Below are 13,688 nucleotides of genomic sequence, written 5' to 3' on the forward strand. Positions count from 1 at the left end.
GGGATATCGACCATGCAATGGATTTTCATGCTGATTGGCCTGGTGCTCGGCTGGACGCTCGATGAGTCGTTCAGTGGTGCGGGTATCGGTGCGCTGCTGGGGTTGGGGATTGGTCAGGCGATTCGCCTGACGAAGCTGGCGGCCCAGGCAGAACAGCAGGCTCGTCAGTTGGAAACCACGCAGAAGTCGCTGATAGCGCTGGGTGAGCGCCTGCGGCAACTGGAAGTACCCGCCGCGACGAGCAGTGTCATTATCGAACCGCCAATCCCCGAGCCGACGCCCGTCACCCAGGCGCCCGAGCTTGTCTGGGAGCTGCCTGCCGAATTGGACCCCGTCAAACCGGTCGCCGAGGCGAGCCAGCCGCTGCCCGAAGATGTCTGGGCGCCTGCCCCGACGCCGCGTGTTCAAGCGCCCGCCATTCCCCGTGGCCCCAACCTTATCGAACGCGCCATCAACGGTGCGCGCAATTGGCTGTTTGGCGGCAACACTGTGCTGAGAGTGGGTGTGGTGCTGTTGTTCCTCGGCCTGGCGTTCCTGCTGCGCTACGCCACCGAGGGCATGGTGGTGCCCATCGAAGTGCGTTACGCCGGCGTTGCCGCTGCTGCATTGGGCCTGCTGGGACTGGGTTGGTGGCTGCGCTTGCGTAACAGCAATTACGGCCTGATGCTGCAAGGCACCGGCATTGCCGTGCTCTACCTGACGGTGTTCGCCGCGATGCGCTTGCACCCGCTGATCGACCCCAGTGCTGCACTTGGCCTGTTGGTGGCCGTCACGGTGTTCTCGGCGATCCTGGCGATTACCCAGGATGCGCTGGGGCTGGCCTGCGCGGCAGCGCTGGGTGGTTTTGCCGCGCCGATCCTCGCGTCCACCGGCGCTGGCAACTCGGTGGCGCTGTTCAGCTATTTCGCGTTGCTCAACGCCGGCATCCTTGCGATTGCCTGGTTCAAGGCCTGGCGCCTGCTCAACCTGATCGGCTTTGTCGGCACCTTTGGTATCGGTTTCGCCTGGGGCCTGCGCTCCTACACGCCGGAACTGCTGTGGAGTACCGAGCCGTTCCTGATTCTGTTTTTCCTGATGTACCTGGCCATCGGCCTGTTGTTCGCCCGGCGCAAGTTGCGGGAGATGAAGGACGCGCCCGAGGACAGCAGCCGTGAAGCGCTGCTGCGCTGGTCAGCGGCCAAGGGCGATTATGTCGACGGCAGCATGCTGTTCGGCCCGCCGCTGGTGGGTTTCGGCCTGCAGTTCGCAGTGGTGCAGCACCTGGAGTTTGCAGCCGCGTTCAGCGCCTTGGGCCTGGGTATCCTCTACATGGGCCTGGCCCGGCTATTGAGCGGCGGGCGTGCCTTGCTGCTCGCGGAAACCTGCCTGGCCCTGGGGGTGATCTTTGCCAGCCTGGCGATTCCCCTGGGCCTGGATGCGCGTTGGACTGCGTCGGCCTGGGCGGTGGAAGGTGCGGGCATCTTCTGGCTCGGCCTGCGTCAGCAGCGACCGTTGGCGCGGGCCTTTGGCGTGCTGCTGCAAGTCGGCTCGGCGCTGGCATTCCTCAGCGAGTTGCGTGTCGCAGAGCGCACCTTGCTCGACGGTGCGCCCTTGGGGGCGTTGCTGTTGGGGGCGGCGTTGCTGTTCAGCTTTGATCAACTGCGCAAGGCGACGACCGAGCAGGCGGCAGACTGGGAACGCAAAGGCCTGCCGGTACTGGCGAGCCTTGGCTTGAGCTTTTTGTACCTGCTCGCGCCGTTGTGGCTGAATACCCAAGGCACCGCGCTCAGTTGGGCAATCGCCGGCCTGGTAACGCTGTTCATCGGCTTGCGCATCGGCTCGCGGACCTTCCTGTTCACTGCGTTCGCCGTGCAATTGCTGGGCGGCGCGTTGTTCCTGCTGCAACTGCAGGGTGGCGACGGGACGGCGGTGTTCAGCGCGGGCTGGAGTGGTTTGTTGAGCGCTTCACTGATCGGCCTGGCGTTGATCGGCGGCATGCTGTTGGCTGCACAAGACGACGGGGTGCGCAGTGATGTCCGGCTGCTGCGCGGGCTGTCGGTGGTGCTGCTGGCTGGACTTGTACTGATCAACCTGGCGGTGCTGTTCGTGCTGCCGTGGGAAAGCGCCAGCGGCGTATGGGCGGCCAGTGGTTTGTTGATCATCTGGCTGAGCTTGTACCTGCAACAACGCGTCGGTTTCGTATTTGGTTTGTTACTGCAATTGGTGGGTGGCGCCTCGTTCCTGCTGGCGGTGCCGGAGTTGCTCGGGCCGTTGACCAGCGAGGGCTTGCGCCCGCTGGCCCATAGCGGTTTCTGGACGCCGCTGGTATTGGGCCTGGCCGCACTCGTGGGTGCCTGGCGCTTGCAGCGTGAACCCCACCCACCGATGTTTGCCGTGTTGAAGTTGCAACGCCTGTCCGACCTGCTGTTGATGTGGGGCGCCGCGTGGTGGACGTTGGCGCTGGTCGGTGAAGTGTTGCGGTTTATCCCGCAGGAATTGCAGGGGGCGTTCCTGTTGGGCAGCGCGGCGATCAGCGTTGCGATCTGGACGCTGCTGGCTTCGCGCCTGAAATGGGTGTCTCTGGGTGTGCTGTGCACGATGCTGATGCCAGCGGCGGGCGTGGTGTTGCTGGTGTGCGCGCATACCTATTACCACCCGGGGGCGGACTACGGCTGGCTGGCGTGGTCGGCGGTGTTCGTGGTGCATTTCATCTCGCTGCGACGTCTGGCGGCGATTGTCCCTGCCAAGGCGCTGAGTGTCGCTCACGTGCTGGGCTGCTGGATGCTGGTCGGCATGCTGGCGCTGGAGCTGCGTTACGGTTTGCTGAGGTTGTCTGCCGAGTACAACGCCTGGCGCTGGCTGGGCTGGGCAATCTTGCCAAGCCTCTATCTCGTGCTGGCTGCCACGCCGCGCCAATGGCCTTGGCCGGTGTCGGCGTATCCAAGGGAGTACCGAGTGTTGGCGGCAGTGCCATTGGCGGTGCTGATGCTCGGTTGGTTCTGGCTGGCGAACGGCTTCAGCGATGGCACGGCCAAGCCGCTGCCCTATCTGCCACTGATTAACCCGCTGGACCTGGGTTTGCTGTTCGCGCTGCTGGGTGTGTATTGGTGCGCGCGAAGTGTGGCGCCGCTGCGCGGACCGCGTGTCGAGTTGATCGCCCAAGGTATGGTGGGTGTTTCGCTGTTTGCCTTCTTTACCGCGCTGGTGATGCGAACCGCCCACCATTGGGGCGGCGTGCCGTTTCAACTGGATGCGTTGCTCGACTCCATGCGGGTACAGGCCGGCCTGTCGATCGTGTGGACGCTGATTGCCCTCGGCCTGATGATCGGCGGTCACCTGCGCCATCGCCGCGAAGTGTGGCTGATCGGCGCGGCGCTGATTGCCGTGGTGGTGGCCAAACTGTTCTTTGTCGAACTGAGCAACCGTGGCGGCCTGGCGCGGATCGTGTCGTTTATTGGCGTGGGTGGGTTGTTGCTGGTGGTGGGCTACTTCGCACCGCTGCCGCCCAAACGCGCAGAACCGGGGTCGGAAACTCAAGGAGCATCCTCTTGATCGGTAAGTTGAGCGTGGCTGTGCTGGGCGTGTGTACGACCTTGTCCGTGTGGGCGCAGGAAACGCCCGCCGATTTCACCATCCACGTGCCACTGAGTGTCAGCGGCAGCGGCCCTTGGTACCGCCTGGAGCTGCCGCTGGCCGTGCAATTGAGCGCGCGCCAGGCCGATCTCGGCGACGTGCGCGTGTTCAACGCCGCCGGAGAGCCCCAGGCCTACGCGTTGTCGCGCCAAACCGCGCAGCGCACTGAGAGCCGCACCGTCACCGACGTGAAGTGGTTCCCACTGTACGCCGCCGATACCCAGCAAGCCTTGCCCGACGTGGTGATGAAAGCCACCACGGCAGGCACCCTGGTTGAAATAAAACCGTCCAGCGCTCCCAAGCCCGGCAAACAAGTGCTGCGTGGCTGGGTGTTGGACGCCAGTGCAATCAAGGCCCCGCTGCAGCAACTGAGCCTGGACTGGAGCCGCGAGCAAGAGGGTTTCCAGCGTTTCAGCATTGAAGCCAGTGATGACTTGCAGCACTGGCGAGCCTGGGGAGATGGTCAGGTGGCGCGCCTGTCATTTGCCGATGAGCGGGTCGAGCAGCATGACGTGAGCCTGCCTGGGCAATCGGCGCGTTACCTGCGGCTGGTATGGCAGGGCCAGGCGGCGCCGTTGCTGACGTCGGCCCAGTTGGAGAGCGCCACCAGCAGCAACCTGCCGATGCCGTTGGTGTGGTCGCAAGCGTTGGCGGGGGAGCGGCTCAAGGCGGGAGAGTACAGCTGGCAATTGCCGGCGGGGCTGAATGTCGAACGTTTGCGGGTCGAGTTGACGCAGCCCAACACGTTGGCGCCGGTGACGTTGTCGGGCCGAAGTGACATCAAGCAAACGTGGCAGCCGTTGAGCAATGGCCTGCTGTACCGCCTGAGCCAGAACGGCAAGGACGTGGTGCAGGATGAATTGCAGTTGCCCGGCCAGACGGTTGCCCAGTTGAAGTTGCAGGTGGATGAGCGGGGCGGCGGCCTGGGCGTCGAAACTCCCGCGTTGCGTGTTGCCGTGCGTGCCACGCAGTTGGTTTTCCTGGCGCGTGGGGAGCCGCCGTTTACCCTGGCGCTGGGGAATGCTTCCGTGAAAGGGGCGAACCTGCCGCTGTCGACGCTGATCCCCGATGACAGTCCCGAGCGTCTGAAGACGTTGGGGCAGGCCACGTTGGCGGGGGAAATCGCGGTCAAGCCGCCAACGATTGCCGCATTGCCCGAAGCCGGCACCGACTGGAAGAAACTCGGCCTGTGGGCCGTGTTGCTGCTTGGCGTGGCGGCACTGGGCGCCATGGCCTACAGTTTGCTGCGCAAGCCACCGGTGGCACGTTAAATAAAGTCCATGAACTCTATTGGGTTTAAATCCTCTGATAGGAGGAAATACGCCCCGACTCGCGTTAAACTGCGCGGGTTTTTAGCCCCCCATTTTCCGGAGCCTTCCATGTCCCGCGTTACCCTGAGTCGCTATTTGATCGAGCAGACCCGCAGCAACAACACGCCTGCCGATCTGCGCTTCCTTATCGAAGTGGTGGCGCGTGCTTGCAAGGAAATCAGCCACGCCGTCTCCAAAGGCGCGCTGGGTGGTGTCCTGGGCAGCATGGGCACTGAAAACGTCCAAGGCGAAGTGCAGAAGAAACTCGACGTGCTCTCCAACGAGATCCTGCTGGAAGCCAACGAATGGGGTGGTCACCTGGCCGGCATGGCGTCCGAAGAAATGGACAATGCCTACCAGATCCCAGGCAAGTACCCGAAAGGCGCCTACCTGCTGGTATTCGACCCACTGGACGGCTCGTCCAACATCGACATCAACGCACCGGTCGGCACCATCTTCTCGGTGCTGCGTTGCCCTAACGAATACCTGAGCCAGAACGAAGCCCTGAACGAAAAGGCCTTCCTGCAGCCAGGCACCGAGCAGGTCGCTGCCGGCTACGCGATCTACGGCCCGCAGACCATGCTGGTGCTGACCCTGGGCGACGGCGTCAAGGGCTTCACCCTGGACCGCGAAATGGGCAGCTTCGTCCTGACCCACGAAGACATCTCCATTCCTGCTTCCACCCAGGAATTCGCGATCAACATGTCCAACCAGCGCCACTGGGAAGAGCCGGTCAAGCGCTACGTCAACGAGCTGATGGAAGGCGAAGAAGGCCCGTTGAAGAAAAACTTCAACATGCGCTGGGTAGCCGCGATGGTCGCCGACGTGCACCGTATCCTCACCCGTGGCGGCCTGTTCATGTACCCACGCGACAGCCGCGAGCCGTCCAAGCCAGGCAAATTGCGCCTGATGTACGAAGCCAACCCGATGTCCTTCCTGGTTGAGCAGGCGGGCGGTGCGTCCACCGACGGCCACCAGCGCATCCTCGACATCCAGCCTGAAGGCCTGCACCAGCGCGTGGCCGTATTCCTGGGTTCGAAGGAAGAAGTTGAGCGTGTGACGGCCTACCACAAGAAGTAAGTCTTTGCGATAAGTGACCGGTGTTGTTGTGAGCCGGTTCACCCTTGAAGAAGCCCCGAAACGTTTCAGCGTTTTCGGGGCTTTTTTGTTTTCACTCGTCGGGAACCAGACACCTATTTTTCCTTCTAAGCTTCTGGCAGATACCCAAGCTGCTTCGTCCCTCCAGGAGTTTTTCCATGTCGTTACGCCGTCTCGCTTTGCTGGCTTTTTGCGTGCTGTTGGCCGCTTGCAGCAAGGTCAACCAAGAAAACTACGCGAAGCTATCGGCTGGCATGGCCAAGGCAGAGGTGGAGTCGTTGTTGGGTAAGCCGACCGATTGTTCCGGCGCGCTGGGCATGTCCAGCTGCACCTGGGGCGATAAAAACAGCTTTATCAGCGTTCAATATGCCGGTGACAAGGTTCTGATGTTTTCCGGGCAAGGCCTGAAGTAAACCGGGGCGCAAGCCTGCGGGAGAAGAAGAATGATGCGTTTTGTTTTGTTCCTTTGCGCCAGCCTGTTTTTGGCGGGGTGCGCCAGCCATTCTGGCGACGATCTGCAACCCAAGACAGCGAGCAACGTCAACCTCAAGCGTTACCAGGGGACCTGGTATGAGTTGGCCCGATTGCCGATGTACTTCCAGCGCAACTGCGCGCAGTCCGAAGCCCGCTACACCCTGCTGCCCGATGGCGACATGTCGGTGTTCAACCGTTGCCTGACCACCGAATGGAAGTGGGAAGAAGCCAAGGGCACAGCCACCCCGCAAGTGCCGGGCAAGACCGACAAGCTCTGGGTGGAATTCAATAACTGGTTCACCGCCCTGTTGCCGGGCGTTGCCAAGGGCGATTACTGGGTGCTGTATGTCAGCGATGACTACAAGACCGCGATTGTCGGTAGCCCGAGCCGGCGTTACATGTGGATTCTGTCGCGCACGCCGACGGTCAGTGCGGACACCCGTGAAGACCTGCTGAGCAGGGCCCGGCAACAGGGGTATGACACCACACGGTTGATCTGGCGTACGTCGGACAAGCAGATGGCGAAGACCTCTCAATAAACCTGGGTCACCGCCGATCAAAAAATGTGGGCGCTGGCTTGCCTGCGATAGCATCACCGAGGTGTAACTGAAACCCCTCGGTGCCTGTATCGCAGGCAAGCCAGCGCCCACATTTGTTATGTGTCGCGAGTTAGCCCAATAGATCTCTCAAGACATGCGTAAAGGCCCGGCTGCTTTCTTCTTCACCGGCATGACGCCCGTCGCGCACTACCCACTTGCCGTTGACCAGCACATCACGCACCTGCCGGTCACCGCCCGCGAACAGCCAGCGATTGAGAATCCCATCCTCCGTCGCCGTCGCCAGGTACGGATCATTACCGTCCAGCACAATCCAATCCGCACGCTTGCCCACTTCCAACCGACCAATTGGCTGTCCCAGTGCCTGGGCACCACCCTCGAGTGCGGCATCAAACAGCGTGCGTCCAACCATCGGCTGATCACGGCGATACAGGCGGTTACGCCGTTGGTCGCGCAGCCGCTGGCCGTATTCGAGCCAGCGCAGTTCTTCCACCACGCTCAATGACACATGGCTGTCGGAGCCGATCCCCATGCGTCCGCCCTGGGCGAGGAAATCCACCGCCGGGAAAATACCGTCACCCAGGTTTGCCTCGGTGGTCAGGCACAGGCCAGCAATCGCACGGCTCTTGGCCATGCGCGCCACTTCGTCTGTATCGGCATGCGTGGCGTGCACCAGGCACCAGCGCTCATCGACCTCGACATTGTCATACAACCATTGCAGCGGGCGCTTGCCGCTCCAGGCCAGGCAGTCGTCGACTTCTTTCTGTTGTTCGGCGATGTGGATATGCACCGGGCACGCCTTGTCACTGGCGGCCAGCACGTCATTGATTTGTTGCGGCGTGACGGCACGCAACGAGTGAAAGCACAGGCCCAGTTGCTGCGCCGGTTGTGCAGCGAGGATCGGCTGCAGGCGTGCCTGCAGATCCAGGTAGTTTTCAGTGCTGTTGATAAAGCGCCGCTGGCCTTCATTCGGTGCCTGGCCGCCAAACCCGGAGTGGGTGTAGAGCACCGGCACCAACGTCAGGCCGATGCCACTGCTGGTCGCTGCCTGGCTGATCTGCCGCGACAATTCCGTGCGATCGGCATACGGCTGGCCGCTGACGTCGTGGTGCACGTAGTGGAATTCGGCCACCGAGGTGTAGCCGGCCTTGAGCATCTCGATGTACAGCTGGCGCGCGATCACCTGCAATTGATCCGGGTTGATCTTGCCCACCATGCGGTACATCAGGTCGCGCCAGGTCCAGAAACTGTCATTCGGGTTACCGGCCACCTCGGCCAAACCCGCCATCGCCCGTTGGAACGCGTGGGAGTGCAGGTTCGGCATGCCCGCCAAGACCGGGCCTCTCAGCCGTTCAGCAGCCTCTGCGCTGGCATTGGCCTCAACCTGTGTCAGTCGCCCATCGACGCTGACTTCAAGACGTACATCATTGGCCCATCCATTAGGCAGCAGCGCGCGTTCGGCAAAGAAAGCGGACATGATCAAGGCACCCCGGTCGTGTGTTTATTTGTATATACATATACAGACGTTTGCCTGCTCGGTAAACTCCGGCAATCTATGCATCTTTTCCCCCTGCAAGGATTCCCTGTGCCGACTCCGCCCGCCAACTCCTCGCTGGCTGCCCACATGGACGAAAGTCCGGCGCCCTTGTATGCCCGCGTCAAACAGATGATCAGCCAGCAAATCCTCAACGGCAACTGGCCGCCCCATTATCGCGTGCCGTCGGAGAGCGAACTGGTCAGCCAGCTCGGTTTCAGTCGCATGACCATCAACCGCGCCCTGCGCGAGCTCACCGCCGAAGGTCTGCTGGTACGCATGCAAGGCGTCGGTACTTTCGTCGCTGAGCCCAAGAGCCAGTCTGCACTGTTCGAAGTCCACAACATTGCCGATGAGATCGCCTCGCGCGGCCACCGGCATACCTGCCAGGTCATCACCCTGGGTGAAGAAGCTGCCGGCTCGGAGCGTGCTGTCGCCCTGGAAATGCGCGAAGGCGGGCGGGTCTTCCACTCGTTGATCGTGCACTTCGAGAACGATATTCCCGTGCAAATCGAGGACCGTTTCGTCAATGCGTTGGTCGCACCGGAATACCTGCAACAGGATTTCACCCAGCAGACGCCCTATGCCTACCTTAACCAGGTGGCACCGCTGACCGAAGGCGAGCACGTGGTCGAAGCCATCCTCGCCGATGCGGCCGAGTGCAAGCTGCTGCAGATCGAACCCGCCGAGCCGTGCCTGTTGATTCGCAGGCGCACCTGGTCGGGTCGCCAGCCGGTGACCGCCGCGCGTCTGATCCACCCCGGTTCCCGTCACAGCCTGGAAGGACGTTTCAGTAAATGAATGCAGTAAAAGTCTGGCGCGCCGCCGATTACGTACGCATGCCGTGGAAAAACGGCGGCGGCAGTACTGAAGAAATCACCCGAGACGCAGGCCAGGGCCTGGATGGTTTCGGCTGGCGCCTGTCGATTGCCGATATCGCCGAGTCGGGTGGGTTTTCCACCTTCGCCGGTTACCAGCGCGTGATCACGGTGATCAAAGGCGCGGGCATGGTGCTGACTGTGGATGGCGAGGAGCAGCGCGGGTTGTTACCGCTGCAACCCTTTGCGTTCAAGGGTGACAGCCAGGTGTCGTGCCGCTTGATCACCGGGCCGATTCGCGATTTCAACCTGATCTATGCGCCGCAGCGTTACCACGCGAGGCTGCAATGGGTGGATGGCGAGCAGCGCTTTTTCAGCACGGCACAGACGGTGTTGGTGTTTAGCGTGGCGGACGAAGTGAAGGTGCTGGGTCACACGCTGGGCCATCACGACTGCCTGCAAGTGGACGGTAACACTGGCTTGTTGGATATCTCCGTCAGCGGTCGCAGCTGCGTCATCGAACTGACCGCCCGCGACTAGAAAATGTGGGAGCGGGCTAGCCCGCGAGTGCGGTGTATCAGTACCAGATAGGCTGGCTGAGCCACCGCATTCGCGGTCAAGCCCGCTCCCACCGTTGTTTTGTGGTGAGCAAAAAACTGTTTCCAGCGCCCGCACCAATTTGTTACCGAATGCCCCAGCGTGGCGCAAAACCGCGCTGTCGTGACAAGCCTCCCTCTTGGCAGAACGCTCCCTCAAGAAATTTCATCAAGCTTCGAAGCCTTAATTTCCAAGGCCCGGACGCGCTTTCCAAAAAAATCCAAACACCTCGCCGAAAAAGTTGGCCGCTTGATTGCATATGCTTGTATGTACAAGTAAAGATGTGTGCGTAAGACTCTCCTTCGCACCATCCATGTTCGCGCATCGATCGCCGAGGAGTTCTGTTGTGACCAAGCCTACCAAGTACCGTGACGTCGAAATCCGTGCCGCCCACGGTAACAAGCTCACCGCCAAAAGCTGGCTGACTGAAGCGCCGCTGCGCATGCTCATGAACAACCTCGACCCGCAAGTGGCCGAGAACCCCAAGGAGCTGGTGGTGTACGGCGGTATTGGCCGTGCGGCACGTAACTGGGAGTGCTACGACCAGATCGTCGAGAGCCTCACTCATCTGAACGATGACGAAACCCTGCTGGTGCAATCCGGCAAGCCGGTCGGCGTGTTCAAGACTCACAGCAACGCGCCACGTGTCCTGATCGCCAACTCCAACCTGGTGCCGCACTGGGCAAGCTGGGAACACTTCAACGAACTGGATGCCAAGGGCCTGGCCATGTACGGCCAGATGACCGCCGGCAGCTGGATCTACATCGGTAGCCAGGGCATCGTCCAGGGCACCTACGAAACCTTCGTCGAAGCCGGTCGCCAGCATTACAACAGTGACCTCAAAGGCCGTTGGGTGCTGACTGCCGGCCTCGGCGGCATGGGCGGCGCCCAGCCTCTGGCGGCAACCCTGGCGGGCGCGTGCTCGCTGAACATCGAGTGCCAGCAGGTCAGCATCGATTTCCGCCTGAGCAGCCGTTATGTCGACGAGCAAGCCACCGACCTCGATGACGCCTTGGCACGCATCGCCAAATACACCAAGGAAGGCAAGGCCATCTCCATTGCCCTGCTGGGTAACGCCGCCGAAATCCTGCCGGAGCTGGTCAAGCGCGGCGTGCGCCCGGACATGGTCACCGACCAGACCAGCGCCCACGACCCACTCAACGGCTACCTGCCGGCTGGTTGGACCTGGGACGAATACCGCGCCCGCGCCAAGACCGAGCCCGCCGCCGTGATCAAGGCCGCCAAGCAGTCGATGGCCGTGCACGTCAAAGCCATGCTGGAATTCCAGAAACAAGGCATTCCGACCTTCGACTACGGCAACAACATCCGCCAGATGGCCCAGGAAGAAGGCGTGGAAGACGCCTTCGCCTTCCCGGGTTTCGTGCCGGCCTACATCCGCCCGCTGTTCTGCCGTGGCATTGGTCCGTTCCGTTGGGCTGCGCTGTCCGGCGACCCGCAAGACATCTACAAGACCGACGCCAAAGTCAAAGAGCTGATCCCGGACGACGCCCACCTGCACAACTGGCTGGACATGGCGCGCGAGCGCATCAGCTTCCAGGGCCTGCCGGCGCGTATCTGCTGGGTTGGCCTGGGCCAGCGCGCCAAGCTCGGCCTGGCGTTCAACGAAATGGTGCGCAGCGGCGAGCTGTCGGCCCCCGTGGTGATCGGCCGTGACCACCTCGACTCCGGCTCGGTATCCAGCCCGAACCGCGAAACCGAAGCCATGCAGGACGGCTCCGACGCCGTGTCCGACTGGCCACTGCTCAACGCCTTGCTCAATACCGCCAGCGGCGCGACCTGGGTCTCGCTGCACCATGGCGGCGGCGTAGGCATGGGCTTCTCCCAGCACTCCGGCATGGTCATCGTCTGCGACGGTACCGACGAAGCGGCCGAGCGTATTGCCCGCGTGCTGCACAACGACCCGGCCACCGGCGTGATGCGTCATGCAGACGCCGGCTACCAGATCGCGATCGACTGTGCCAAGGAGCAGGGCCTCAATCTCCCGATGATCAAATAACCCATGGGGGAGCTGGCTTGCCTGCGATGGCATCCCCTCGGTTCGACTGATAGACCGAGTCGCCCGCATCGCAGGCAAGCCAGCTCCCACAGACAAGCGGTTTTACACAGGCTTTATGAACAATCCATCAGAGGTTGAACACACATGGCTGCAAATGACGCACGTGCAAGCACCACCCCGTTGATCGAAAGGCGTTCGATCGACTACATCCCGGAAGCGGAAAGACACGGTCGTCTGTTTAGCCAGTTCACCCTGTGGATGGGTGCCAACCTGCAGATCACCGCGATTGTCACCGGGGCCTTGGCCGTGGTGTTGGGCGGTGATGTGTTCTGGTCGTTGATCGGGCTGTTTATCGGTCAACTGATCGGCGGTGGCGTCATGGCGTTGCATGCGGCGCAAGGGCCTAAGCTTGGGCTGCCACAGATGATCTCCAGTCGGGTGCAGTTCGGCGTGTATGGCGCAGCCATCCCGATCGTGCTGGTGTGCCTGATGTACCTCGGTTTCACTGCCACCGGGACCGTGCTGTCCGGTCAGGCGCTGGGGCAGTTGTTCGGGGTCAGCGACAGCGTCGGTATCCTGGTCTTCGCCAGTGTCATCGTGCTGGTCACGGTACTGGGTTACCGGGTGATCCATTTCATCGGTCGCGTTGCCAGCGTCATTGGCGTGATTGCCTTTGTCTACCTGTTCAGTCGCCTGGTGAGCCAGACCGACGTCGGCGCACTCCTGCAAATCCGCCACTTCAGCTGGAGCAGTTTCCTGCTGGCGGTGTCGCTCGCGGCCTCCTGGCAGATTGCTTTCGGCCCTTACGTGGCGGACTACTCGCGTTACCTGCCAAGCAAGACGTCATCGATGAAAACCTTTTTCGCCGCTGGCGCGGGTTCGGTCGTGGGTGCGCAGGTGGCGATGATCCTCGGCGTGTTTGCCGCGGCCATGTCCAACGGGCAGTTCGTCGGTCACGAAGTGGCCTACATCGTTGGCTTGAGCGGTACTGGTGCCACCGCTGCGCTGCTGTATTTCAGCATCGCGTTCGGCAAGGTCACCATCTCTACGCTGAATTCCTACGGCAGCTTCATGTGCATCGCGACCATCATCAGCGGCTTCCGTGGTCGCCTGGAGGTCACGCGCCTGCAGCGCCTGGTGTTCGTGCTGGTGATTGTCGGCACCGCGACCCTGATCGCGCTGCTCGGCCAGCACTCGTTCCTGGGGGCATTCAAGTCTTTCATTCTGTTCCTGCTGGCATTCTTTACGCCCTGGAGCGCGATCAACCTGGTGGACTACTACTGCATCACCCGCGAGCGCTATGACGTGCCGGCGCTCGCCGACCCGAACGGACGCTACGGTCGCTGGAACCTGCTCGGTATCAGCGTCTATGTGTTCGGCGTGCTCGTGCAGTTGCCGTTCATCTCCACCAAGTTCTACACCGGTCCCCTGGTGGCCGCGCTGGGGGATGTGGATATTTCCTGGATCATCGGTCTGGTACTGCCGGCCGTGCTGTATTACGTGTGTGCGAAAAAATGGCACGGCACGGTGCCCGATCACCTGATCCTGCCGGTAGAGCAGGGCGCTATACCAAGAGCAAACGGGCTGGCTGCACAAGCCTGATGGGACGTGGACAGGGCAGGATGCCTACTGACTGCCGTAATCCATTTCAAGATTGGGAGCGTCACAACA

10 protein-coding genes are annotated in these 13,688 nt (G+C 61.8%); 9 read left to right on the plus strand and 1 reads right to left on the minus strand.

Going from position 1 to position 13,688, the window contains the following annotated elements:
* Window positions 1-12: 12 nt before the first annotated feature.
* The 5 genes from ATH90_RS01845 (at window position 13) to ATH90_RS01865 (ending at window position 7,033) form a co-directional block, all read left to right on the plus strand.
* A complete protein-coding gene (locus ATH90_RS01845; protein WP_098465601.1) occupies window positions 13-3,531 on the plus strand; it encodes a DUF2339 domain-containing protein in 3,519 nt (1,172 codons plus the stop codon).
* Window positions 3,531-4,883 (plus strand): DUF3999 domain-containing protein, encoded by a 1,353-nt coding sequence (locus ATH90_RS01850; RefSeq protein ID WP_098467636.1) that lies wholly within the window; start codon window positions 3,531-3,533, stop codon window positions 4,881-4,883. The genes ATH90_RS01845 and ATH90_RS01850 overlap by 1 nt, the downstream gene beginning before the upstream one ends.
* Window positions 4,884-4,991: 108 nt before the next feature.
* On the plus strand, window positions 4,992-6,002 hold the full coding sequence (locus tag ATH90_RS01855) for a class 1 fructose-bisphosphatase (protein ID WP_003187818.1): 1,011 nt from the start codon (window positions 4,992-4,994) through the stop codon (window positions 6,000-6,002).
* Between the two features lie 176 nt (window positions 6,003-6,178).
* Window positions 6,179-6,433: a hypothetical protein gene (locus ATH90_RS01860; RefSeq protein ID WP_017849914.1), complete on the plus strand. Its 255-nt coding sequence runs from the start codon at window positions 6,179-6,181 to the stop codon at window positions 6,431-6,433.
* Window positions 6,434-6,463: 30 nt separating this feature from the next.
* Window positions 6,464-7,033 (plus strand): lipocalin family protein, encoded by a 570-nt coding sequence (locus tag ATH90_RS01865; protein ID WP_028615380.1) that lies wholly within the window; start codon window positions 6,464-6,466, stop codon window positions 7,031-7,033.
* A 130-nt stretch (window positions 7,034-7,163) separates the two neighbouring features.
* On the opposite strand, the gene ATH90_RS01870 is transcribed toward ATH90_RS01865, so the two are convergent.
* On the minus strand, window positions 7,164-8,528 hold the full coding sequence (locus ATH90_RS01870) for a formimidoylglutamate deiminase (protein ID WP_098465602.1): 1,365 nt from the start codon (window positions 8,526-8,528) through the stop codon (window positions 7,164-7,166).
* Between the two features lie 147 nt (window positions 8,529-8,675).
* Between ATH90_RS01870 and hutC the strand changes: the two genes are divergently transcribed.
* From hutC to ATH90_RS01890, 4 genes are all read left to right on the plus strand, one after another.
* Entirely contained in the window at window positions 8,676-9,386 is a 711-nt protein-coding gene (hutC, locus tag ATH90_RS01875) for a histidine utilization repressor (RefSeq protein WP_420884282.1), read from the plus strand.
* Entirely contained in the window at window positions 9,383-9,943 is a 561-nt protein-coding gene (locus ATH90_RS01880; protein WP_069021278.1) for a HutD/Ves family protein, read from the plus strand. The genes hutC and ATH90_RS01880 overlap by 4 nt, the downstream gene beginning before the upstream one ends.
* A gap of 403 nt (window positions 9,944-10,346) precedes the next feature.
* Entirely contained in the window at window positions 10,347-12,017 is a 1,671-nt protein-coding gene (hutU, locus tag ATH90_RS01885) for a urocanate hydratase (RefSeq protein WP_034108784.1), read from the plus strand.
* Window positions 12,018-12,161: 144 nt separating this feature from the next.
* The gene (locus tag ATH90_RS01890) at window positions 12,162-13,619 is read left to right on the plus strand and encodes a purine-cytosine permease family protein (RefSeq protein WP_098465604.1); all 1,458 of its coding nucleotides are present in this window, start codon (window positions 12,162-12,164) and stop codon (window positions 13,617-13,619) included.
* The last annotated feature ends 69 nt before the right edge of the window (window positions 13,620-13,688 follow it).

This window comes from Pseudomonas lurida (assembly GCF_002563895.1).
Taxonomy (GTDB): domain Bacteria; phylum Pseudomonadota; class Gammaproteobacteria; order Pseudomonadales; family Pseudomonadaceae; genus Aquipseudomonas; species Aquipseudomonas lurida.